Below are 21285 nucleotides of genomic sequence, written 5' to 3'. Positions count from 1 at the left end.
GTGGGACGTTACGGAAGCGTGGTGGCGGCGGACGCGCCGCTGACGGTCAGCAGGCCGGACGCCGCGAGGGCGTCCCGGACCTGGGCGACGTCGTCGTCGGTCGCGGCGACGTTCGGCAGGCGCAGCTCGCGGTTGTCGTGGACGCCGAGGACCTCGAGCGCGGCCTTGACCATGACGGCCTGCGCGCCGGCGCCGTTCATCGCCTCGACGACGGGCAGCGTGGACGCGAAGACCTCGAGCGCCCCGGCGTGGTCGCCGGCGTCGAAGCGCCGGACGGCCTCGGCGAACTGGCGGCCGACGAGGTGCGCGGACACCGAGACGATGCCGACGGCGCCGTGCGCGAGGAAGGGCAGGAGCAGGCCGTCGTCGCCCGAGTACCAGGCGAGGCCGGTGCGGGCGCGCAGGCCTGGCACGGCCGCGACGTCGCCCGTGGCGTCCTTGGTCGCGACGACGCGCGGGTGGGCGGCGATGCGCTCGTACGTCGCGGGCGCGATGCGCACGCCGGCGCGGCCGGGGATGTCGTAGAGCATGACGGGCAGGTCGGTCGCGTCGGCGATCGTCGCGAAGTGCCGGTAGAGGCCCTCCTGCGTGGGGCGCGAGTAGTACGGCGACACGACGAGCAGCCCGTCCGCGCCTGCCTCGGCGGCCTGCTCGGCCATGCGCACGGCGTGCACGGTGTCGTTGGAGCCCGCCCCGGCCACGACCACGGCGCGGTCGCCGACGGCCTCGACGACGGCGCGCACGAGCTCGGCCTTCTCGGGAGCGTGCGTCGTGGGCGCCTCGCCCGTCGTGCCGGACAGGACCACGCCGTCGTTGCCCTCGTCGACCAGACGGGTCGCGAGGCGGGCCGCCGCCTCCAGGTCCACCTCTCCGTCGCGGGACATGGGCGTCACCATCGCGGTGAGGACCGCGCCGAACGGGCGCGCGGGCGTGGCGGGAAGCGTCATGGGAACACCGTACCGGCCACCGGCCGGGCCCACCGCCAGGCCGCTGCGGGCCGGGACGCGCTGACCCATACTGACCGGTATGACGGCACCGACGCTCTCCCCCGCGCTCGTCGCGCACCTGCCCACGGGCACGCTCGTCGACGGCCACTGGGGTCCCGCGACGGGCGGCCGGACGTTCGAGGTGGTCGACCCGGCGACCGAGCAGGTCCTCTTCGACGTCGCCGACGCGACGCCCGAGGACGGCCGCCGCGGCCTCGCCGCGGCCGCCGACGCGGCCCCCGCGTGGCGCGCCGTCGCGCCGCGCGAGCGCTCGGAGCTGCTGCGCGCGGTGCACGAGCGGATCGTCGCGCGGGCCGACGACGTGGCCGCGCTCATCACGGCCGAGTGCGGCAAGACCCTCGCCGAGGCGCGCGCCGAGGTGCTCTACGGCGCCGACTTCCTGCGCTGGTACGCCGAGCAGGCCGTGCGCACCGACGGGCTCGTGCGCCGGGCGCCCGGCGGGACCAACCGCCAGCTCGTCCAGCGCCGGCCGGTCGGGCCGGCGCTGCTCATCACCCCGTGGAACTTCCCCATCGCCATGGCGACGCGCAAGATCGGCCCCGCGCTCGCGGCCGGCTGCACCGTCGTGGTCAAGCCCGCGCGCCTGACGCCCCTGACGACGATGCTCGTCGCCGAGGTGATCCGCTCCGAGCTCGCCGAGCGCGGGCTGCCGACCGGCGTCGTGAACGTCGTGCCGACGTCGTCCGCGTCCGACGTGACCGCCCCGCTCCTGGCCGACCCGCGGCTGCGCAAGCTGTCCTTCACCGGCTCGACCGCCGTCGGTCGCACGCTGCTCGAGGGCGCCGCCGGCCAGGTGCTCAACTGCTCGATGGAGCTCGGCGGCAACGCCCCGTTCCTCGTGCTCGCGGACGCCGACCTCGACGCCGCGATCGAGGGCGCCATGGTCGCCAAGCTGCGCAACGGCGGGCAGTCGTGCGTCGCCGCCAACCGCTTCCTCGTGCACGACTCCCTCGCCCGCGAGTTCGCGCGCCGGCTCGCCGACCGGTTCGCGGCGCTGCGCGTGGGTCCCGGCGCCGCCGACGGCACCGACGTCGGCCCGCTCATCGAGCCCAAGGCGGTCGACAAGGTCGACGAGCTCGTCGCCGACGCCGCGGACCGCGGCGCCCAGGTGCTCGCGGGCGGCCGCCGCCCCGAGGGGCGCGGGTACTTCTACGAGCCGACCGTGCTCGCGGGCGTCGACCCCGACGCCCGCGCGGTCACCGAGGAGATCTTCGGGCCGGTCGCACCGGTCGTCGCGTTCTCGGACGACGACGAGGCGATCGAGCTCGCCAACGCGACCGAGTACGGGCTCGCCGCCTACGCGTACACGACGTCGCTCGACCGGGCGATGCGGCTCTCGGACGAGCTCGAGGCGGGCATGATCGGCATCAACCGCGGCATGGTCTCGGACGCCAGCGCGCCGTTCGGCGGCGTCAAGCAGTCGGGCCTCGGGCGCGAGGGCGGCGAGGCCGGCCTCGAGGAGTACCTCGAGACCGTCTACGTCGCGCTCTGACCTGCGACACGGCGCACGATCCGCCGAGGTAGCGCGTCCGCCGCCGACGTAGCGCGCAGCGGGCCGAGGTCGCGCGTCCCGCGTCGAGGTAGCGATTCGCCGCCGGGCGCGGCGGCGTGGTTTCCTGTGGCCCGTGAGTGGTGTCCGCCGCGCGCGCCCGGGTGCGCGCTCCCCCGAGGTCGCCGCGGCGGTCCGCCAAGGCGTGTCGGTGGCCGTGGCCACGGGCCTGTACGGCGTCTCGTTCGGCGCGCTGGCCGTGGTCGCCGGGCTCGACGTCCTGCAGACCATGGCGCTGAGCCTCCTGCTGTTCTCCGGCGGGTCGCAGTTCGCCCTCATCGGGGTCGTCGCCGCGGGCGGCTCGCCCGTGGCCGCCGTCGCGACGGCGTCCCTGCTGGGCGTGCGCAACACGCTGTACGGGGCCGTGGTGGCGCCGATCCTGCGCGTGCGCGGCTGGCGGCGTCTCGCGGCGGCGCAGGTGACGATCGACGAGTCGACCGCGGTCGCCGTCGCGCAGGGCGACCCGGCCGCCGCGCGAGCCGGCTTCTGGACCACGGGCGTGGGCGTCTTCGTCCTGTGGAACGCGTTCACCCTGCTCGGCGCCCTGGCGGGAGACGCGCTCGGCGACCCGCGGGCGTGGGGCCTCGACGCCGCCGCGGCCGCCGCGTTCCTGGCGCTCGTCTGGCCGCGGCTCGCACCCCGGCGCGCGCAGCTCGTCGCGGCGCTCGCGGTCGTGACCTCCCTCGTGCTCGTCCCCGTCGTCCCCGCGGGCATCCCGGTGCTCGCCGCGGCAGCGGTCGCCGTCGTCGTCGGCCTCGTCGGCGGGCCGACGACGCCCGAGCGGCTCGCGGCCGCGGGCCGTCGCCCCGCCGCGCCCGGGCCCGACACCGCCCCCGGGACCGACGCCCCGACCGACGCCCCGACCGACGAGGAGGCCGCCCGATGACCGCCGGCGTGCTGTGGACCACGGTGCTGCTCGCGTCGCTCGCGTGCTTCGCCCTCAAGCTCGCGGGGCACCTCGTCCCGGAGCACCTGCTCGCCGACGAGCGCGTCCAGCGCACGTCCGGCCTCGTCACGGTCGCGCTGCTCGCCTCGCTCGTCGTCGTGCAGACCGTCGGGGACGGTCAGGCCGTCGTGCTCGACGCGCGCGTGCCCGCGATCGGGGTCGCGGCCGCCGCGCTCGCGCTGCGCGCCCCGTTCGTCGTCGTGGTCGTGCTCGCCGCGGCCTCCGCGGCGGGCCTGCGTGCCCTCGGCTGGGGCTGAGGCGGCGGCCGGACCCGTAGGCTGGAGCGATGGCACTGTTCCGCGAGCCCGCCGACGTGTCGGTGCGCCCCGCCGTCCCCGGTGACGAGGACGCCGTCACCCGCATCCAGGTGAGCGCGTGGCGCGCCGTGCACGAGGCCGCGCTCGGCGACGGCGTCGTCGACGCGCTCGACACGGCCGCGATGCGCGACCGGTGGGCCGACGCGATCGCCTCGCCGCCCGGCCCCGGCTTCGCGGTGCTGGTCGCGCTCGACGGGCCGCGGATCGTCGGCTTCGCCGCCGTCGCGCCCGGGCAGGTGCTCGCGCTCGAGGTGGATCCCGACCACCAGCGGGCGGGCCACGGCTCGCGCCTGCTCTCCGCCGCGGTCGACCGGCTGCGCCAGGGCGGCGCCGACGAGGTCGTCACGTGGGTGCTCGACGACGACGCCGCGCGCGAGCGCTTCCTGTCCTCGGCAGGGCTCGGCCCCGACGGCACCGAGCGCACGCTCGCGACCGGCGTGCGGGACGTCGTCGAACGGCGCTGGTCGGCGCTGCTCTGACGCCCTACGCCGGGTCGAGCCGCGTCCAGCAGTACAGCCCGTGGCGCGCCTCGATGGCACGCGCGGCGAGGCCGGCGAGGGCGTGGACCGCCGGGAGCACCGCGTCGGGCGGGACGGCCGCGAGCTCCGGCGTGCCCGACCACCGGACCGCGACGTCGGTGAGCGCGGTCGGCGGGCACGCGGCGAGGTCGGCGACGAGCCGGTCCGAGACGGTCACGACCCACGGGCCCTCGTCTCCCCCGACCGCCACGAGCGAGGCGTGGCGCGGGTGGGCGGTGACCTCGCGGTACGGACGCCCGGAGAGCAGGTGCGCGAGCATGCCGAGCATGACGAACGGCTCGACGGCGGGCAGGCTGACCGTGTCGAACAGGGGCTCGCCCGACCCGCGGGCCGGCGTCGACGGTCCCGCGTGCTCGCGCAGCACGGCGGCCGCCAGCGCGTCCGTGGGCGCTGCGAAGTAGTCCGTCACGAGCCCGGTGCCCACCGCCATGGACCGAGCCTGCCAGCGCCGTGCTACGGCGCGGTGACGGGCGGGTTACGCGCCCGCGCGTCCTGCGCGCGTCAGCGGCCGAACAGCCCCGAGGCGCGGCGCAGCGCCTCGCGGGCACGACGCCGGTCCCCCGCCGCGTCGTACGCGAACGCCAGGTGGTACCACGCCTTCCAGTCCTCGGGCGCCCGCTCGACCGCGGCGCGGCGCTCCTCGAACGCCGCGTCGGCCGCGGCGCGGTCGATCCGGCCGCCGGGCGAGCGCGGCAGGTCGTCGACCGGCAGCTCGCCCGCCGCCGCGAGCGTGTCGGCCATGCGCTGCACGCGGGCCGCCAGCCGGTACTCGCGCGCGATCAGCACGATCACGAGCAGCGGGATGACGAGCACGGCGACGCCGATCCCGACCAGGGCCGGCTCGCCGGTGCGCACCATGGCGACGCCGCGGCCCGCGATCTGCCACACGTAGAGCGCGAGCAGCGCCGTGACGGCGAGCGCGCCCGCCAGCCCGCGCGGCCACCGGCGCCCCGCGCGCCGCGGCTCGGGCGCGCCCGCGCTCACGACAGGTCCAGGACGTTCTCGAGGCCGACCGTGAGCCCGGGACGGCGCACGACCTCGCGCACCGCGAGGATCACGCCGGGCATGAACGACGCGCGGTCGAACGAGTCCTGCCGGATGACGAGCTGCTCGCCCGCGTTGCCGAAGAGGATCTCCTCGTGCGCCACGAGCCCGCGCAGGCGCACCGCGTGCACGCGCACGCCGTCGACGTCCGCGCCGCGCGCCTCCCAGCCGCTGTCCGTCGCGTCGGGCATCGGGCCCAGCCCGGCGTCGGCGCGGGCGCGCGCGATCGCCGCCGCGGTGTGCCGGGCGGTGCCCGACGGCGCGTCCACCTTGTCGGGGTGGTGCAGCTCGACGACCTCGGCCGACTCGAAGTACCGCGCGGCCTTCGCCGCGAACGTCATCGCGAGCACCGCGGAGAGCCCGAAGTTGGGCGCGATGAGCACCCCGAGGCGCGCACCCTGGTCGGCGTCGAGCCGCTCGAGGTGCTCGGCGACCCTTCCGCGCGACGCGTCGTCCCAGCCGGTCGTCCCGACGACGACGTGCGCGCCGGCGTCGAGCGCCGCGTGGACGTTCGCCTCGGTCACCGCGGGCACGGTGAAGTCGACCGCGACGTCGGCGCGCGCGTCGCGCAGCGCCTGCGCGACGTCGTCGCCCGCCTCGACGCGCGCGACGAGCTCGAGCCCGTCGGCCGCCTCGACGGCCGCGCACGTCTGGGTGCCCATGCGTCCGGCCGCCCCGAGGACGGCCACCCTGATGTCAGTCACGCTGCCTCACTCTCCGAAGGGACCCACGCGCACGACCGAGCGCGGCCGCGACGCGAGGTCGGCGGCGAGCTCGCGCACGTCGTCGGCGGTCACGGCACGGATGCGCTCGAGCGACTCCTCGAGCGTGAGGAGCTCGCCGTAGACGAGCTCGGCCTTGCCCAGGCGGCTCATGCGCGAGCCCGTGTCCTCGAGCCCGAGGACGAGCCCGCCCGACAGCTGCCCGACCGAGCGCTCGAGCTCGGCGTCGGTGATGCCGTCCTCGGCGAGCCGCTCGAGCTCGGCCACCAGGAGCCCGGTCACCTGGTCGACCTTGGCGGGCGCGCAGCCCGCGTACAGGCCGAACGTGCCGAGGCCGCCGTGGCCCGACGCGAACGAGTACGTCGTGTACGCCAGGCCCCGCTTCTCGCGGATCTCCTGGAACAGCCGCGACGACATGCCGCCGCCCAGCGCCGCGTTGAGCACCGAGAGCGTGAAGCGGCGGTCGTCCGTCGCCGACAGGCCCGTCGAGCCCACGACGACGTTGGCCTGCTCGACCTGGCGGCGGACCGTGAGCTCGACGCCCTCGGTCGGCACGCCGTCGGTGCCGGACAGGTCGTCGCGGCGCGGGCGCGGGGACGCGCCGGCGTCGAGCTCCCAGCCGCCCGCGGCGAGCGCGCCCGCGACCTGCTCGACGATCGCGTCGTGGTCGACGCCGCCCGCGGCCGCGACCACGAGCGTCTCGGGCCGGTAGTGCCAGCGGTAGTGCTCCCAGACGGCGTCGCGCGGCACGGCCCGGATGGTGTCGGGCGTGCCGCCGATGGGCCGCCCGAGCGGGTGGGTGCCGAGCACCGCCGCGGCGAACTCCTCGTGCACCACGTCGGACGGGTCGTCGTCCGTCATGGCGAGCTCCTCGAGGATCACGCCGCGCTCGACCTCGAGCTCGTCGGGGTCGAGCCGCGCCGAGGTGACCATGTCCGCGATGACGTCGACGGCCATGGGCAGGTCGGCGTCGAGCACGCGCGCGTAGTAGCACGTGTGCTCCTTGCCGGTCGCGGCGTTGGCCTCGCCGCCGACGGCGTCGAACGCCTCGGCGATGTCCATGGCCGAGCGGCGCCGCGTGCCCTTGAAGAGCAGGTGCTCGAGGAAGTGGGTCGAGCCGTGGTGCCCGTCGGTCTCGTCCCGGGAGCCGACGCCGACCCAGGCGCCCACGGTCGCCGAGCGCAGGCCCGGCATGTGCTCGGTGAGCACGCGGACGCCGCCGGGCAGGACGGTGCGACGGATCGTCGCGCCGTCCTGCCCGGCGGTCAGCTCGGCACCGGGCTCGCCCGCGGGGACGAGCGGGAGGTGCCAGGTCATCGGAGGATCAGGCCTCCACGCGGTCCGAGGCGGCAGCGTCGCCCGGCTCGCCGGCCGGCTCGTCGGCCTTCGCCTCGTCGTCCTCGGTCACGGCCACGAGCGACAGCTTGCCGCGCGGGTCGATCTCGCCGATCTCGACCTGGACCTTCTGGCCGATCGAGAGCACGTCCTCGACGTTCTCGACCCGCTTGCCGCCGACGAGCTTGCGGATCTGGCTGATGTGCAGCAGACCGTCCTTGCCCGGCGAGAGCGAGACGAACGCGCCGAACGACGTCGTCTTGACGACGGTGCCGACGAAGCGCTCGCCGACCTCGGGCACGTGCGGGTTGGCGATCGCGTTGATCGCCGCGCGCGCGGCCTCGGCCGACGGGCCGTCGGTGGCGCCGATGTAGACGGTGCCGTCGTCCTCGATCGAGATCTCGGCGCCCGTCTCCTCCTGGATCTGGTTGATCATCTTGCCCTTCGGGCCGATGACCTCGCCGATCTTGTCGACCGGCACCTTGACCGTGATGACGCGCGGGGCGTTCGGCGACATCTCGTCCGGCGTGTCGATCGCCTCGGCGATGACGTCGAGGATGGTCAGGCGGGCGTCGCGCGCCTGCTGGAGCGCGGACGCGAGCACCGACGCGGGGATGCCGTCGAGCTTGGTGTCGAGCTGGATGGCCGTGACGAACTCGCGCGTGCCGGCGACCTTGAAGTCCATGTCGCCGAACGCGTCCTCCGCACCGAGGATGTCGGTGAGCGCCGCGTAGCGGGTCTCGCCGTCCACCGTGTCGGAGATGAGGCCCATCGCGATGCCCGCGACGGGCGCCTTGAGCGGCACGCCCGCGTTGAGCAGCGACAGCGTCGAGGCGCAGACCGAGCCCATCGACGTCGAGCCGTTGGAGCCGAGGGCCTCGGACACCTGGCGGATCGCGTACGGGAACTCCTCGCGGCTCGGCAGCACCGGCACGAGCGCGCGCTCGGCCAGGGCGCCGTGGCCGATCTCGCGGCGCTTCGGGCTGCCGACGCGGCCCGTCTCGCCCGTGGAGAACGGCGGGAAGTTGTAGTTGTGCATGTAGCGCTTGCGCGTGACCGGCCCGAGCGAGTCGATCTGCTGCTCCATGCGCAGCATGTTGAGCGTCGTGACGCCCAGGATCTGGGTCTCGCCGCGCTCGAACAGCGCCGAGCCGTGCACGCGCGGGATGACCTCGACCTCGGCCGACAGGGTGCGGATGTCCGCGAGCCCGCGGCCGTCGATGCGCACGCCGTCGGTCAGGACGCGTCGGCGCACGAGCTTCTTCTGCAGCGCGCGGTACGCGGCCGACAGCTCCTTCTCGCGGCCGTCGAAGCCGTCCTGGAGCTCGCCGAGCATCTGCGCCTTGATCTCGTCGAGGCGGTTCTCGCGCGTCTGCTTGTCGGCGATGGCGAGGGCCTCGCGCAGCGGCTCGGAGACCGCGGACTCCACGGCGGCGAACGCGTCGTCGGCGTAGTCCGGGAACAGCGGGAACTCCTGGACCTCCTTGGAGGCCTGGGCCGCGAGCGACGCCTGCGCGTCGCACAGCGCACGCAGGAACGGCTTGGCCGCCTCGATGCCCTCGGCGACGACCTCCTCCGTGGGGGCCTGTGCGCCCTCGGACTTGATGAGCTTCCACGCGTCGTCGGTCGCCTCGGCCTCGATCATGGCGATCGCCACGTCGTCGCCGACGACGCGGCCGGCCACGACCATGTTGAAGACCGCGCGCTCGAGGTCCGAGTGCTTGGGGAACGCGACCCACTGGCCGTCGATCAGCGCGACGCGCACGCCCGCGACCGGGCCGGAGAACGGCAGGCCGGAGATCTGCGTGGACAGCGACGCGGCGTTGATCGCGAGGACGTCGTAGGCGTCGTCCGGGTGGATCGACATGACCGTCACGACGACCTGGACCTCGTTGCGCAGGCCCTTGACGAACAGCGGGCGCAGCGGGCGGTCGATGAGGCGGCACGCCAGGATCGCCTCGGTCGACGGGCGGCCCTCGCGGCGGAAGAACGAGCCGGGGATGCGGCCCGCGGCGTACATGCGCTCCTCGACGTCGACCGTGAGCGGGAAGAAGTCGAACTGCTCCTTGGGGTGCTTGCCGGCGGTCGTCGCCGACAGGAGCATGGTCTCGCCGTCGAGGTAGGCCGCGACGGAGCCGGCGGCCTGGCGGGCCAGGCGGCCCGTCTCGAAGCGGACGGTGCGGGTGCCGAAGCGACCGTTGTCGATCACGGCCTCGGCGAACTGGATCTCGGGACCCTCCACGGGTGCCCTCCTGATTCTCGAAGGCGCCACCGGCGATCGGCGGTCTTCGATCGAGGCCCACGGAGCCGGTCGCCGCGCGGTCGTGCCGCGGGCGCGGGGTCGGGGGGCCACTACCGAGGACCGGACGATGCCCGGGCGGCGCGGCGGGTGTGTGGTACTAGGACATCACACCAGACCAGCCCGGCCCCTGCGAGAGGGACCGGGCTGGCCAGGGTGTGATCAGCGACGCAGACCGAGGCGCTCGATGAGGCGGCGGTAGCGCTCGATGTCGATCTTCTGCAGGTAGCCGAGGAGACGACGGCGCTGACCGACGAGCAGGAGCAGGCCACGACGGCTGTGGTGGTCGTGCTTGTGCTCCTTGAGGTGCTCGGTCAGGTCCTTGATGCGCTGCGTGAGGAGCGCGATCTGCACCTCGGGCGAGCCGGTGTCGCCCTCGTGCGTCGCGTACTCGGACATGATGGACTGCTTGGTGGCAGCGTCGAGCGGCATGGGCTCTCCTGGGTGTCGTTGCGCGGTGCTCCGGGGCTTCTCCACCGGGCGCTCTCGATCCGCGGCCGTTCGGACGGCCCGCCTATCCTACCAGCCGCGTCGTGCGGGCCCGGCAGCGCGCGGCACCCGACCCGCCGCGCTGGGGGCTGGCGCACGGACGGGCCGGGGCCGCCGGGGCGAGGTCGCCCCCGAGGGCACAGCGGCCCTCGGGGGAAGAGAGCGTGCGAGGACCCCGCCGTGACACGGTCCGCCGCCACTTCACCCGGTCGCGGCGCCCTCGCGGCCGACCGCCTCAGCCGAGGATCGTGCGGGCCCGCGCGACGTCGTCGTGCATCTGCGCGACGAGCGGCTCGATGCCGTCGAAGCGCAGCGTGGGGCGCAGGCGCTCGACGAGCTCCAGCACGACCTCCTCGTCGTACAGCTCGAGGTCGTCGCGGTCGAGCACGTACGCCTCGACGCGGCGCTCGACGCCGTCGAACGTGGGGTTCGTGCCGATCGAGATCGCGGCCGGGAGCCGCGTGTCGGGGTGGTCCGGCTCGGCCGCCGCGAGCGCCGGGCGCAGCAGGCGGCCCGCGTAGACGCCGTCGGCGGGGACCATGCCCGTGATGCCGCCGAGGTTGGCGGTCGGGAAGCCCAGCTCGCGCCCGCGCGCGTCGCCGTGCACGACCGTGCCGCGCACGCGGTGGGGCCGGCCGAGCACGTCCGCGGCCTGCGCGACGTCGCCCTCGGCGAGCAGCGCGCGCACCGCCGAGGAGGACCAGCGCTGCCGCCCGGTGCCCGACGGCGGGACGCACTCGCCGACGTCGTCGACCGCGACGACCTCGAAGCCGTGCGCTCCCCCGAGCTCGACCATGGTCGCGAGGGTGCCCGAGTTGTCCTTGCCGAAGCGCACGTCGTGGCCCACGACGACCGTGCGGGCCGCGAGCCCCTCGACGAGCCACCGGGTGACGAACTCCTCGGGCGTCTGCGCCGCGAAGTCGAGCGTGTACTCGACGACGAGCACGGCGTCGAGGCCGGTGGCCGCGAGCAGCTCGAGCCGGTCGTCCAGGCCCGTGAGGAGCTCGGGGGCGCTGTCGGGCCGGTGCACGACGGCGGGGTGCGGGTCGAACGTGACGGCGACGGCCGCCCGGCCGCCGGCGCGGGCGAGCTCGACGATGCGGCCGAGCACGGCCTGGTGGCCCCGGTGGACGCCGTCGAAGTTGCCGATCGTCACGACCGACGGGCCGAAGCCCTCGGGGACCTGGCTCAGGTCCGTGAACACCTGCACGCGCCTGCGCTCCTCGTCTGTCTGCTGGGTGGCGGCACCGGGGTGCCGACCGTCAAGCGTGCCACACGGCGACCGGTCGCGGCGCCGCGGGCCGCGTCAGCCCGCCGGGGCGAGCACGAGCACCGGCCGGGCGAGGTCCTCGCCCCTGCGGCGCGCGTCCTCGAGCAGGGCGACGAGCGTGCCGTCCGGGCCGACGGCCGCGACCGTGCCCGCGGTGCCCGACGGCGCGAGCCACTGCCCGTACCCGAGGGCGCGCGCCTCGGCCTCGGTGAGGTCGCGCACGGGGAAGAGCGCCCGGGCCGCGTCGGCGAGCGGCAGGGTCGCCAGGACGCCGTCGGCGTCGGCCTGCGCCTCGAGCTCGGCGAGCGTCCGTGCCTGGTCGAGGCCGTAGCCCCCGACGCGCGTGCGCCGCAGCGCGGTGAGGTGCCCGCCGGTGCCGAGCACGGCACCGAGGTCGCGCGCGAGCGCGCGCACGTACGTGCCGGACGAGACGACGACGCTCACGTCGACGTCGAGCACCGGTACACCGTCGTCGGTCGCCGCGGCCCGCGCCTCCAGCACGTCGAAGCGGTGCACCGTGACGGGCCGCGCGGCGAGCTCGACCTCCTCGCCCGCGCGGGCGCGCGCGTACGCGCGCCGGCCGTCGACCTTGATCGCGCTGACCGTGGTGGGCACCTGCCGGATCTCCCCGGTGAGCGCGGCGACCGCGCGGGCGAGGTCCGCGTCGTCGACGCCGTCGCCCGTGCCGCTGGCGGCGACGACCTCGCCCTCCGCGTCGTCCGTCGTGGTGCTCACGCCGAGCCGGATCGTCGCGTCGTACGCCTTGTCGGCGCCCACGACGTAGGTGAGCAGGCGCGTGGCCCGCCCGACCCCGACGACGAGCACGCCCGTCGCCATGGGGTCGAGCGTGCCCGCGTGGCCCACCTTGCGCGTCCCCGCGAGCCGCCGGCAGCGCCCGACGACGTCGTGGCTCGTCCAGCCCGCGGGCTTGTCGACGACGAGGAGGCCGTCGGGCGCGGTCGCACGGCGCGGCGGCCGCTCGTCGCTGCGCACGGGCTCAGAGCTCGTCGTCGTCGGGCTCGTCGCCCTCGCGGGGCTTGCGGTACGGGTCCGCCTCCCCCGCGTACCCCTTGCCCTCGCGCAGCGCGGCGAGCTCGGCGTCGCGCCGCTGCGCCTCGAGCAGCGCGGCGTCGAGGTGCGCCGCCGTCTCGGGGACGGAGTCGAGGTGGAACTCGATCGTGGGCGTGAGGCGGATGCCGGTCTGCTTGCCGACCTCCGAGCGGACGAGCCCCTTGGCGCTCTCGAGCGCCGCCGCCGTGCCGGCCCGCTCCTCGTCGGTGCCGTAGACGGTGTAGAAGATCGCGGCGTTCTGCAGGTCACCGGTCACGCGCACGTCCGTGATCGTGACGAAGCCGAGGCGCGGGTCCTTGATCCGCGTGTCGAGCAGGCGCGCGACGATCTCCTTGATGCGGTCGGCGAGCTTGCGGGCCCGCGGGTTGTCGACCATGGGTGCTCTCCCCCTGTGGGTACGGGACGGGACGCCGACGGCGTCCCGCCGTCCCCGCCGCGCGGCGGGAGCGACGGGACGCCGTCGGCTGCGGGACCGTCAGGCGCGCGGCTTCTCGCGCATCTCGAAGGTCTCGATGATGTCGCCCTCGGTGATGTCGTTGTACGACCCGAGACCGATACCGCACTCGAAGCCCTCGCGGACCTCGGTGACGTCGTCCTTCTCGCGACGCAGCGACTCGATCGTGAGGTTGTCCCCCACCACCGTGCCGTTGCGCAGCACGCGGGCCTTGGTGTTCCGGCGGATCGTGCCGGAGCGGACGATCGAACCGGCGATGTTGCCGAACTTCGAGGAGCGGAAGACCTGGCGGATCTCCGCGGTGCCCAGCTGGGCCTCCTCGTACTCCGGCTTGAGCATGCCCTTGAGGGCCGCCTCGACGTCCTCGATCGCCTGGTAGATGACCGAGTAGAACTTGACCTCGACGCCCTCGCGCTCCGCCAGCTCCTCGACGCGCTCGCCGAACTTCACGTTGAAGCCGATGATCACGGCGTTGTCGACGGTGGCCAGGTTGACGTCGTTCTGCGTGATGGCACCCACGCCGCGGTGGATGACCCGCAGCTGGACCTCGTCGCCGACGTCGATCTTGAGCAGCGCGTCCTCGAGCGCCTCGACGGCACCCGAGACGTCGCCCTTGAGGACGAGGTTGAGCGTCTCGACCTTGCCCTGCTCGAGCGCCTTGGTGAAGTCCTCGAGGCTGATGCGCTTGCGGCGCTTGGCCAGGAGGGCGGCACGCTCGGCGGCCTGGCGCTTCTCGGCGATCTGGCGCGCGGTCCGCTCGTCGGGCGCCACCAGGAAGGTGTCGCCCGCGCTCGGGACCGACGCCAGGCCGAGCACCTGCACCGGGCGGGCCGGGCCGGCCTCGGTCACGGACTCGCCGTGCTCGTCGAACATCGCACGGACGCGGCCGTGGGCCGTGCCCGCGACGATCGCGTCGCCGACGCGCAGCGTGCCCGACTGGACCAGGACCGTCGCGACGGCACCGCGGCCCTTGTCGAGGTTGGCCTCGATCGCGACGCCGCGGGCGTCCTTCTTCGGGTTGGCGCGCAGGTCGAGGGCCGCGTCCGCGGTGAGCAGCACGGCCTCGAGCAGGTCGCCGATGCCCTTGCGCTGCAGCGCGGAGACGTCGACGAACATCGTGTCGCCGCCGTACTCCTCGGCCACCAGGTTGTACTCGGTGAGCTGCTGGCGGATCTTGGCGGGGTTGGCCCCCTCCTTGTCCACCTTGTTCACCGCGACCACGATCGGGACGTCCGCCGCCTGGGCGTGGTTGAGCGCCTCGATCGTCTGCGGCATGACGCCGTCGTCCGCGGCGACCACGAGGATCGCGATGTCCGTCACCTTCGCGCCACGGGCACGCATGGCGGTGAACGCCTCGTGACCCGGGGTGTCGATGAAGGTGATGGCGCGGTCGGCGCCCTCGTGCTCGGTGTGCACCTGGTACGCACCGATGTGCTGCGTGATGCCGCCGGCCTCGCCCGCGACGACGTCCGTCGAGCGGATCGCGTCGAGGAGCTTGGTCTTGCCGTGGTCGACGTGACCCATGACGGTGACGACCGGCGGACGCGGGAACAGGTCCTCCTCGTCCTCGTCGGCCTCCTCGGCCGCGAGGTCGATGTCGAAGGACTCGAGCAGCTCGCGGTCCTCCTCCTCGGCGGAGACCATCTCGATCACGTAGCCGAGCTCGGCGCCCAGCGTCGCGAACGTGTCCTCGTCGAGCGACTGCGTGGCCGTGGCCATCTCGCCCAGGTGGAACAGGACGGTGACGAGCGACGCGGGGTTCGCGTCGATCTTGTCGGCGAAGTCGTTGAGCGACGAGCCGTGACGCAGGCGGATGACGGTGTCACCGCTGCCGCGGGGAACCTGCACGCCGCCCAGCGACGGCGCCTGCATCTGCTCGAACTCCTGGCGCTTCGCGCGCTTCGACTTGCGCCCGCGGACCGGACGGCCGCCCGCGCGGCCGAACGCGCCCTGCGTGGAGCCGCGACCGGCACCGCCGCGACCGCCCGGACGGCCGCCGAAGCCGCCGCCGGGACGGAAGCCGCCGCCGGCACCGCCCGGACCGCCGCCGCCGGGGCCGCCACCGCGGCCACCACCACGGCCGCCGCCCGCCGGCGCCGGGCGCTCGCCCGGACGCGGCATGGACGTGCGGCCCGGCATCATGCCGGGGTTGGGGCGCGGGCCGCCGGGACGCGGCGCGGCCGCCGGGCGCGGACCGCCCGGACGGGGACCGCCCGGACGCGGACCGCCGGTCCGCTCGGCGGCCGGGCGGGCGTCGGCGCGCTCGGGGCGCTGCCCCGGACGCGGCATGCCCTGGCTCGGCGCGAACGGGTTGTTGCCCGGGCGGGGGCCGCCAGGACGCGGCATGCCCTGGCTCGAGGCGAACGGGTTGTTGCCGGGACGCGGCGCGCCGCCGCGGCCACCTCGGTCGCCACGCTCGCCGCGGGTCCCGCGCTCCTCGCGCGCCGCGGGGGCGGGCTTGGGCGCGGCAGGCCGCGGGCCCGGCGTCGGGGCGCCCGGCTTCCGCGGCGCGGTGCCGGACGTCGGGGCGGCGGCAGGACGGGACGCCGGCGCGGGCGCCGGCTCCTCGGCCGGCGCGGCCGGGGCCTGAGGGGCGGCCGGCGCCTCAGGGGTCGTGGGGGCCGGCTTCTGGGCCGCCGGCTTGGGGGCGGGCTTGGGCGCGCCGGCAGCCGGCGTCGCCTTCGCGGGCCGCGACGGCGCCGCCGTCGTGCCCTGCGCCGCGGAGCCGCCGCCCGCGGACGTGAACTTGTCGCGCATCATGCGCTCGACCGGTGCCTCGAGCGTCGAGGACGCCGACCGGACGAACTCGCCTGCGGCCTTCAGCTCGGCCAGCAGGGTCTTGCTCTCCACCCCGAGCTGCTTCGCCAGCTCGTGAACGCGGATCTTCGCCACATCTCTCCTGTCTCGGCCCTCCGTCGAGACAGGGAGGACCGTCGTTAGTACCGAGTACTCATCGCTGGGGACTCATCGGGTGCCCATCGGCTTCTGACCCGCTTCCTTGTCGAAGTACGCGTGGTGCGGCCGGGCGCGTGGTGCGCCCGGTCACGACACGGCCGGCGGCCGTCGGGTGACGGCGCCGACCGGAGGGTTCAACGGTCCCGCTGCTCCAGATATGCCCGGACCGGCGTCAGGTCGACGGGGCCGGCGACGCGCAGCGCGCGCGGCACGGCCCGCCGACGCTCGGCGAGCCCCAGGCAGGCGGGCGACGGATGGATCCAGGCGCCGCGCCCCGGCAGGCATCCTCGCACGTCGGCGACGGCACGGGACTCGCCCCGACCGTCCGACGGCTCGAGCACCAGCCGCAGGAGTGCTGACCGCAGGTCACGCTCCCGGCACCCGACGCACGTGCGCACCGGACCGGCGGTCGCCGGAGCGGGGGTGCGGGAACGGGTCGGATCCTGGGCGCGCGGCCCGGTCCCCGACAGTCTAGCGCGACGACCCACGTCCCGTTACCGCGACCCGGGCCTGTCACCCGCCGGCGCGGCCGCACCCTCGTCGGACCGGATGTCGATCCGCCAGCCGGTGAGCTTCGCGGCAAGTCGGGCATTCTGGCCCTCCTTGCCGATCGCGAGCGAGAGCTGGTAGTCCGGCACGACGGCCCGCGCGGCCTTCGTCTCGCGGTCGACGACCGTGACGGAGCTCACACGCGCGGGGGACAGCGCGTTGGCCACGAAGCGGGCCGGGTCGTCGCTGTGGTCGACGATGTCGATCTTCTCCCCGTGCAGCTCGGCCATCACGGCGCGCACGCGCGCGCCCATGGGACCGATGCAGGCGCCCTTCGCGTTCAGGCCCGGGACCTTCGAGCGCACGGCGACCTTGGTCCGGTGGCCGGCCTCGCGCGCCACGGCCGTGATCTCGACCGAGCCGTCGGCGACCTCGGGCACCTCGAGCTCGAAGAGCTTGCGCACCAGGCCCGGGTGCGTGCGGCTCAGCGTGACCTGGGCGCCCTTGAGGCCGCGCGAGACCTCGACGACGTAGGCGCGCAGGCGCTCGCCGTGCACGTACTCCTCGGTCGGGACCTGCTCGTGGGGCGGCAGGACGGCCTCCGTCCCGCCGACGTCGACGAGCACGAGTCGCGGGTCTCGGCCCTGCTGGATCACGCCCGCGATGACCTCGCCCTCCTTGCCGCGGAACATGCCCAGCACCTGGTCGTCCTCGGCGTCGCGCAGGCGCTGGACGATGACCTGGCGCGCGGTCGCGGTCGCGATGCGGCCGAAGTCCTGCGGCGTGTGGTCGAACTCGGGGCCGAGCTCGACGACCGTGCGCTCCGGGTCCTCCGGGTCGGGCGTGCGGATCTCCTCGCGCGCCCAGACCGTGACGTGCCCCGTCTTGCGGTCGAGCTCGACGCGGGCCCGGGCGTAGGCGTCGGGCGTGCGGTGGTAGGCCGAGAGGAGCGCCTGCTCGATGGCGGCGACCAGCACGTCGAGGCTGATGTCCTTCTCGCGCTCCAGCAGCCGCAGCGCAGCCATGTCGATGTCCATCGTCAGCCCTCCTCGTCGGTGCGGGACCCGCCCGCGTCCTCGTGCGTCCCCGCGGCGTCCTCGCCCGCGTCGTCGAGCCGCTTGAGCTCGACCTCGACCTTGCCCTTGCGCACGTCGGCGAGCGGCACGCGGGTGCCGTCGTCGAGCACGAGCACCGCCTCGCCGTCCGCGCCCTCGACGTCGACGAGCCGCCCGTGCACCGTCCCGCCGTCGTGCAGGCGCAGCGTCACGAGGCGCGTGCGCGCGCGCCGGAAGTGGCGCGGTTCCGTCAGGGGGCGCGAGGTGCCCGGCGTCGAGACCTCGAGCGTGTACGCGCCCGGCACGACGTCGTCGGCGTCGAGCGCCGCGGAGACCGCGCGCGAGACGTCGCCGAGCGTGTCCGAGTCGACGCTGCCGACGGCGTCCTCGGGAAGGTCGACCGTGATGCGCACCACCGACCGGGCACCGGCACCGGAGACGGCCACGTCCTCGAGGTGGAGGCCCGCGTCGTCGACGACGGGCGCCACGACCGCGCGCACGGCGTCGGCCGTCGGTCCCCGGCTCTGCTGTGCTGCCATCGTCCTGCCTCCCGTTCGGTCCCACGCCGTGTGCTCCCGCGCCGGGATCGGCACGACCGGTGTGTCGTTGTGCGACGTCAAGCGTAACGAACCGGGACGGGCGTCCGCGCGCGAGCGACCCTCCGGTGACGAGGGGGAACGTCACACCGGGCACCCGTGGCATCATCGGCGGCGATGGAACCGCACCCCGCTCCCGCCCGGACGGGCGAACGCCACCGCCGGCGTGCCGTCGCCGTCGTCGCCGCCGTCGTGGCCGCCGTCCTCGCCGGGGGGTGCGGGGTCCGCCTCGAGACGCCGCCGCCGTCCGAGCCGGTGCCGGACGCGCTCGAGGTCGTCCGGCGCACCGCGGTCGCCGACGCGCTCGTCGTCGCCGAGCAGGCCGAGCAGCTCGCCGCCGGGGCCGGCGACGAGGCGCTCCTGGCCGAGCTGGAGCGCGTGGGCGCGGCCGCGCGCCTGCAGGCGGCCGAGCTGGGCGGCGTGTACGACTCGGGGCTCGACGACCCGACGCCGAGCGCGAGCCCGCAGGTGTCGGAGACCACCGAGCCCGTGACGCCCGCGGACCTGGTGCGCACGCTGTCCGACGCCGCGGCCCGCAGCCGCAGCGCGGCGTCGACGACGACGGACGGCCCGCTCGCGCGCCTGCTCGCCTCGGTCGGGGCGAGCCAGACCGTCTCCGCGACGCGCCTCGCCGGCATGACCGACGCCGAGCCGCCGGCGCACGTCGCGCCCGAGATCCCCGTCCCCCCGGAGCCGGGGACCGACGAGGCCGACGGCTCGGACGACGGCGCCGGCGCGAGCGACACCGCCGGCGCGTCGCCCGATCCGGCGGACGCCTCCCCCGGGCCCGAGCCGTCCCCGAGCCCGGACGGCACGCCCGAGGGGCTGACCGCCGACGACCTGGCCGCGCTCGTGGCCGGCGAGGACGCCGCGGGCTTCGCGCTGCGCCAGCGCGCGGCCATGGCCGAGGGCGAGGCGCGCGGGCAGCTGCTCGCGCGCGCCGAGGTGCACACCGCGCGGGGCGAGGCGTGGGCGCGCTTCGCGGGCACCCACGGCACCGACCAGGACCCGCGCCGCGTCGCCTACGTCGTGCCGGACCGCGAGGAGCTGGACGACACCGCCCTCGCGCGCACGCTCGAGGAGGACCTGGCCGTCGACTACGCGTCGCTCGTCGCGACGTCGGCCCCCGGGACCCGGGGCGTCCTCGTCGACCTGCTCGTCGACGCGGCGCTCGCCGTCGACGCGTGGGGCGGTCCCCCGAGCGCGTTCCCCGGCCTGCCGGAGCAGGCCGAGGACTGACGGGGCGCAGGCCGACCGCGCGTCAGGCGCCCAGGAGCGCCTCGACGTCGGCGACGACCGCGGCGACCGCCTCGTCGACCGGCACCTGCCGGCTCTCGCCGGCCCGCGGGCGCACCTCGACGACGCCGTCGGCGAGCCCGCGGCCGACCACGACGAGCAGCGGGGCCCCGAGCAGCTCGGCGTCGGCGAACTTCACGCCCGGCGAGACCTTGGGCCGGTCGTCGTAGACGACCTCGACGCCCTCGGCGACGAGCCTGCTCGAGAGCCGCTCGGCGGCGTCGAACACGTCGGTGCCCTTGCCCGTCGCGACGACGTGGACGTGGGCGGGCGCGACGTGCGCGGGCCAGGCCAGGCCCTTGTCGTCGTGGTTCGCCTCGGCGAGCGCCGCGACGATGCGCGTGACGCCGATGCCGTAGGAGCCCATCGTGACGACGGCCTGCTTGCCGTTCTCGTCGAGCACGGTGAGGCCCAGCGCGTCGGCGTACTTGCGGCCGAGCTGGAAGATGTGGCCGATCTCGATGCCGCGCGCGAGCTCGAGCGGGCCGGAGCCGTCGGGCGCCGGGTCGCCCGCGCGCACCTCGGCCGCCTCGATCGTGCCGTCGGCGGTGAAGTCGCGGCCGGCGACGAGGTCGAACACGTGCTTGCCGGGCTCGTTCGCGCCCGTGATCCACCGCGTGCCGGGCACGACGCGCGGGTCGAGCAGGTAGCGGATCCTCGAGACCTTGTCGCCCTCGGGCGTCTCGACCTGCTCGCCCTGCGGGCCGAGGACGGCCGGGCCGATGTAGCCCTTGACGAGCTCGGGGTGCGCGGCGAAGTCGGCCTCGGTGGCCGGCTCGGCCTCGGCCGGGGCGAGGGCAGCCTCGAGCCGCTTGACGTCGACGTCGCGGTCGCCGGGCACGCCGACGACGAGCACCTCGCGGCGCCCGTCCGGGTGCGTGACGGCGAGCACCACGTTCTTGAGCGTGTCCGCCGCGGTCCACGCGCGGTCGGGCCGCGGGAACCGCTCGTTGGCGCACGCGACGAGCGTGTCGATCGTCGGGGTGTCGGGGGTGTCCTCGACGTGCGCGGCGGGCGCGTCGTCGTACGGCACCGGGTCGGGCACGGGCGTGACGACGGCCTCGACGTTCGCCGCGTAGCCGCCGGGCGAGCGCACGAACGTGTCCTCGCCGATCGGCGACGGCGAGAGGAACTCCTCGGAGCGTGAGCCGCCCATGGCGCCCGACGTCGCCGAGACGATCACGTAGTCGAGCCCGAGCCGGTCGAAGATGCGCTGGTACGCGCCACGCTGCTTCTCGTACGACGCCGCGAGGCCCTCGTCCGTCACGTCGAACGAGTACGCGTCCTTCATGATGAACTCGCGCCCGCGGATGAGGCCGGCGCGCGGGCGCGCCTCGTCGCGGTACTTGGTCTGGATCTGGAAGAGCGTGAGCGGCAGGTCCTTGTACGACGAGTACAGGTCCTTGACCAGGAGCGTGAACATCTCCTCGTGCGTGGGCGCGAGCAGGTAGTCGGCGTCCTTGCGGTCCTTGAGCCGGAACAGGTTCGGGCCGTACTCGGTCCAGCGGCCGGTGGCCTCGTAGGGCTCGCGCGGCAGCAGGGCCGGGAAGTGGACCTCCTGCGCGCCGATCGCGGCCATCTCCTCGCGCACCACGGCCTCGACCTTGGCCAGCACCCGCAGCCCGAGCGGCAGCCACGTGTACACGCCCGGGGCCGCCCGGCGGATGTAGCCCGCGCGCACGAGCAGCTTGTGGCTCGCGACCTCGGCCTCGGCCGGGTCCTCGCGCAGCGTGCGGACGAACAGGGTGGACAGGCGCAGCAGGTCGCCGGACCGGGATGACGCGATCGACATGCGGCACAGCCTATCGGCGCCGCAGGGGGTGCCCGGACCGCGTTTTCGCGGCACGATGAG

General features: G+C 75.4%; 20 protein-coding genes. 5 read left to right on the top strand and 15 right to left on the bottom strand.

Features of this window, described 5'->3' with window-relative positions:
- Positions 1-8: 8 nt before the first annotated feature.
- Positions 9-947: a 4-hydroxy-tetrahydrodipicolinate synthase gene (gene dapA, locus ISOVA_RS06210; RefSeq protein ID WP_041294801.1), complete on the bottom strand. Its 939-nt coding sequence runs from the start codon at positions 945-947 to the stop codon at positions 9-11.
- A gap of 79 nt (positions 948-1026) precedes the next feature.
- Here dapA and ISOVA_RS06205 point away from each other — a divergent pair, with 79 nt between their 5' ends.
- The 4 genes from ISOVA_RS06205 (at position 1027) to ISOVA_RS06190 (ending at position 4298) form a co-directional block, all read left to right on the top strand.
- On the top strand, positions 1027-2499 hold the full coding sequence (locus ISOVA_RS06205; RefSeq protein ID WP_013838393.1) for an NAD-dependent succinate-semialdehyde dehydrogenase: 1473 nt from the start codon (positions 1027-1029) through the stop codon (positions 2497-2499).
- A 133-nt stretch (positions 2500-2632) separates the two neighbouring features.
- Positions 2633-3442 carry an AzlC family ABC transporter permease gene (locus ISOVA_RS06200; protein ID WP_013838392.1) on the top strand — a complete coding sequence of 270 codons (810 nt, stop codon included), beginning with the start codon at positions 2633-2635 and terminating at the stop codon, positions 3440-3442.
- Positions 3439-3759, top strand: coding sequence for an AzlD domain-containing protein (locus ISOVA_RS06195; RefSeq protein ID WP_013838391.1), 321 nt, complete (start codon positions 3439-3441; stop codon positions 3757-3759). Before ISOVA_RS06200 ends, ISOVA_RS06195 begins: the two co-directional genes overlap by 4 nt.
- A gap of 29 nt (positions 3760-3788) precedes the next feature.
- Entirely contained in the window at positions 3789-4298 is a 510-nt protein-coding gene (locus tag ISOVA_RS06190) for a GNAT family N-acetyltransferase (RefSeq protein WP_013838390.1), read from the top strand.
- Positions 4299-4302: 4 nt separating this feature from the next.
- On the opposite strand, the gene ISOVA_RS06185 is transcribed toward ISOVA_RS06190, so the two are convergent.
- From ISOVA_RS06185 to ISOVA_RS06125, 13 genes are all read right to left on the bottom strand, one after another.
- The gene (locus ISOVA_RS06185) at positions 4303-4788 is read right to left on the bottom strand and encodes a hypothetical protein (RefSeq protein ID WP_013838389.1); all 486 of its coding nucleotides are present in this window, start codon (positions 4786-4788) and stop codon (positions 4303-4305) included.
- 71 nt (positions 4789-4859) lie between these two features.
- A complete protein-coding gene (locus ISOVA_RS06180; protein WP_013838388.1) occupies positions 4860-5342 on the bottom strand; it encodes a tetratricopeptide repeat protein in 483 nt (160 codons plus the stop codon).
- Complete coding sequence (dapB, locus tag ISOVA_RS06175; protein ID WP_013838387.1) at positions 5339-6106, bottom strand: 4-hydroxy-tetrahydrodipicolinate reductase; 768 nt, start codon at positions 6104-6106, stop codon at positions 5339-5341. Before dapB ends, ISOVA_RS06180 begins: the two co-directional genes overlap by 4 nt.
- Positions 6107-6112: 6 nt before the next feature.
- Positions 6113-7441, bottom strand: coding sequence for a M16 family metallopeptidase (locus tag ISOVA_RS06170; protein ID WP_013838386.1), 1329 nt, complete (start codon positions 7439-7441; stop codon positions 6113-6115).
- A 7-nt stretch (positions 7442-7448) separates the two neighbouring features.
- Positions 7449-9701: a polyribonucleotide nucleotidyltransferase gene (locus tag ISOVA_RS06165; RefSeq protein ID WP_013838385.1), complete on the bottom strand. Its 2253-nt coding sequence runs from the start codon at positions 9699-9701 to the stop codon at positions 7449-7451.
- Positions 9702-9920: 219 nt separating this feature from the next.
- On the bottom strand, positions 9921-10190 hold the full coding sequence (rpsO, locus tag ISOVA_RS06160) for a 30S ribosomal protein S15 (protein WP_013838384.1): 270 nt from the start codon (positions 10188-10190) through the stop codon (positions 9921-9923).
- A gap of 292 nt (positions 10191-10482) precedes the next feature.
- A complete protein-coding gene (locus ISOVA_RS06155; RefSeq protein ID WP_013838383.1) occupies positions 10483-11457 on the bottom strand; it encodes a bifunctional riboflavin kinase/FAD synthetase in 975 nt (324 codons plus the stop codon).
- Positions 11458-11553: 96 nt separating this feature from the next.
- Positions 11554-12510, bottom strand: coding sequence for a tRNA pseudouridine(55) synthase TruB (gene truB, locus ISOVA_RS06150; protein WP_013838382.1), 957 nt, complete (start codon positions 12508-12510; stop codon positions 11554-11556).
- 4 nt (positions 12511-12514) lie between these two features.
- Complete coding sequence (gene rbfA / locus ISOVA_RS06145) at positions 12515-12964, bottom strand: 30S ribosome-binding factor RbfA (RefSeq protein WP_013838381.1); 450 nt, start codon at positions 12962-12964, stop codon at positions 12515-12517.
- A gap of 99 nt (positions 12965-13063) precedes the next feature.
- A complete protein-coding gene (gene infB, locus ISOVA_RS06140; protein ID WP_013838380.1) occupies positions 13064-15934 on the bottom strand; it encodes a translation initiation factor IF-2 in 2871 nt (956 codons plus the stop codon).
- Positions 15935-16131: 197 nt separating this feature from the next.
- Positions 16132-16338, bottom strand: coding sequence for a YlxR family protein (locus tag ISOVA_RS17200; RefSeq protein WP_233275957.1), 207 nt, complete (start codon positions 16336-16338; stop codon positions 16132-16134).
- Between the two features lie 153 nt (positions 16339-16491).
- Positions 16492-17523 (bottom strand): transcription termination factor NusA, encoded by a 1032-nt coding sequence (gene nusA / locus ISOVA_RS06130; protein ID WP_013838378.1) that lies wholly within the window; start codon positions 17521-17523, stop codon positions 16492-16494.
- 2 nt (positions 17524-17525) lie between these two features.
- A complete protein-coding gene (locus ISOVA_RS06125; RefSeq protein WP_013838377.1) occupies positions 17526-18080 on the bottom strand; it encodes a ribosome maturation factor RimP in 555 nt (184 codons plus the stop codon).
- 174 nt (positions 18081-18254) lie between these two features.
- Between ISOVA_RS06125 and ISOVA_RS17425 the strand changes: the two genes are divergently transcribed.
- The gene (locus tag ISOVA_RS17425) at positions 18255-19376 is read left to right on the top strand and encodes a DUF4439 domain-containing protein (protein WP_013838376.1); all 1122 of its coding nucleotides are present in this window, start codon (positions 18255-18257) and stop codon (positions 19374-19376) included.
- A 22-nt stretch (positions 19377-19398) separates the two neighbouring features.
- Here the strand turns inward: ISOVA_RS17425 and ISOVA_RS06115 are convergent, their stop codons facing one another.
- A complete protein-coding gene (locus ISOVA_RS06115) occupies positions 19399-21225 on the bottom strand; it encodes a proline--tRNA ligase (protein ID WP_013838375.1) in 1827 nt (608 codons plus the stop codon).
- Positions 21226-21285 lie beyond the last annotated feature (60 nt).

This window comes from Isoptericola variabilis 225 (assembly GCF_000215105.1).
GTDB lineage: Bacteria > Actinomycetota > Actinomycetes > Actinomycetales > Cellulomonadaceae > Isoptericola > Isoptericola variabilis_A.
This window is presented reverse-complemented; position numbering and strand designations above follow the sequence as displayed.

Coding starts and splice junctions, on each gene's coding strand:
- dapA (WP_041294801.1), bottom strand. CDS start 947: ATGACGCTTCCCGCCACGCCCGCGCGCCCGTTCGGCGCGGTCCTCACC.
- ISOVA_RS06205 (WP_013838393.1), top strand. CDS start 1,027: ATGACGGCACCGACGCTCTCCCCCGCGCTCGTCGCGCACCTGCCCACG.
- ISOVA_RS06195 (WP_013838391.1), top strand. CDS start 3,439: ATGACCGCCGGCGTGCTGTGGACCACGGTGCTGCTCGCGTCGCTCGCG.
- ISOVA_RS06190 (WP_013838390.1), top strand. CDS start 3,789: ATGGCACTGTTCCGCGAGCCCGCCGACGTGTCGGTGCGCCCCGCCGTC.
- ISOVA_RS06185 (WP_013838389.1), bottom strand. CDS start 4,788: ATGGCGGTGGGCACCGGGCTCGTGACGGACTACTTCGCAGCGCCCACG.
- ISOVA_RS06170 (WP_013838386.1), bottom strand. CDS start 7,441: ATGACCTGGCACCTCCCGCTCGTCCCCGCGGGCGAGCCCGGTGCCGAG.
- rpsO (WP_013838384.1), bottom strand. CDS start 10,190: ATGCCGCTCGACGCTGCCACCAAGCAGTCCATCATGTCCGAGTACGCG.
- rbfA (WP_013838381.1), bottom strand. CDS start 12,964: ATGGTCGACAACCCGCGGGCCCGCAAGCTCGCCGACCGCATCAAGGAG.
- nusA (WP_013838378.1), bottom strand. CDS start 17,523: ATGGACATCGACATGGCTGCGCTGCGGCTGCTGGAGCGCGAGAAGGAC.
- ISOVA_RS06125 (WP_013838377.1), bottom strand. CDS start 18,080: ATGGCAGCACAGCAGAGCCGGGGACCGACGGCCGACGCCGTGCGCGCG.
- ISOVA_RS17425 (WP_013838376.1), top strand. CDS start 18,255: ATGGAACCGCACCCCGCTCCCGCCCGGACGGGCGAACGCCACCGCCGG.
- ISOVA_RS06115 (WP_013838375.1), bottom strand. CDS start 21,225: ATGTCGATCGCGTCATCCCGGTCCGGCGACCTGCTGCGCCTGTCCACC.